This window comes from Kitasatospora sp. NPDC059462 (genome assembly GCF_042749955.1).
Taxonomy (GTDB): Bacteria; Actinomycetota; Actinomycetes; order Streptomycetales; family Streptomycetaceae; genus Kitasatospora.
Window position 1 is genome coordinate 25,200 of record NZ_JBHYUU010000124.1, and the last position, 989, is coordinate 26,188.

General features: G+C 75.9%; 1 protein-coding gene. It reads right to left on the minus strand.

Going from position 1 to position 989, the window contains the following annotated elements:
* Window positions 1-405 precede the first annotated feature (405 nt).
* On the minus strand, window positions 406-870 hold the full coding sequence (locus ACFXAM_RS26615; RefSeq protein ID WP_380294821.1) for a hypothetical protein: 465 nt from the start codon (window positions 868-870) through the stop codon (window positions 406-408).
* Window positions 871-989: the final 119 nt, after the last annotated feature.

Here is a 989-nt window from a genome sequence, read left to right on the forward strand (position 1 = left end):
CGGGGCGCCCCCCTCGCCGGTGGGGGTCTTCTGGTGGGGGGGGGGGGTGGGGGTGCGGGGGTGGGCGGGGGGGGGCCCCGCCCCCCCGGCCCCCCCCCCCACGCCCGGCGGACCGTCGGGTGACGGGCCGTCCGGGGAGGCGTCCGGGGCACCGGCGGGCCGGCCGGACGGGTCGTCGTCGTCCGGCTCGACCCCGAGGTCACGGAAGACCGAGGCCAGGAAGCCCGGCTGGGGGGCCGTGACAGCACCGTCGGACTGGCCGTCTGCTGAGTACTGCATCGGTGGTCGTTCCCCCAGGCTCGTCCGGCGGCTGCCCGGGGGCGGTCGGCAACCCGTCGGCCACCCCGAGGCCCGCCCCCTCCCGGACATTGTCCACCGAACGGGCGCACCGGTCAGCCAAGCCTCTCAGTTGGTCTTGGTGTTGGTCAGGTGCAGCCCGATGTAGCCGACATAGATCCGGCCACTGCCCGAACAGTCGTCGAGGTAGTGCAACCGGGGTGCGGTGCGGCCGCCGCCGATCCGCAGATGCGCACCCATGAACGCGCGCCGGGAGGCGTCCACGCACTCCGGTACCGGGAGCATCCGCTCCCGTTTCCACTTGGCGTGGCTGTGCACCGTCCGGGACTCGCCGCGCACCGCCTTGCGGGGCGGGAAGCGGTGGCAGCCGACCGGCGTCCGCTCGCACCACTGCTTGAAGTCGCCGCCCGCCTGGCCGCGCACGGCCGCCTCGGCGTACTCCTGGAGCGCGGTGAGGCCGTCCCAGGTGAGCCGGGCCCAGCCGCCGCCGGCGCAGCGCAGTTCGTCGAGGGCGAGCGCGGCCTTCTGGTCGCCGGTGAAGGTGAGCAGCGGGAACTCCCCGAGCCGGGCCATCAGTTCGGTGAAGGTCAGCGGGACGCCGCCGCGGCCGCCGGACGGCCCGGCGCGCCGCCACCCCGGGGTCGAAGTTGGTGCCCTTGGCCCGGCCCTCCGCCATCACGCCGGAGATGTCC

What these genes read in the sequence shown, in the direction of transcription:
- ACFXAM_RS26615 (WP_380294821.1), bottom strand. Translation starts at nt 870, where the DNA reads ATGGCCCGGCTCGGGGAGTTCCCGCTGCTCACCTTCACCGGCGACCAG.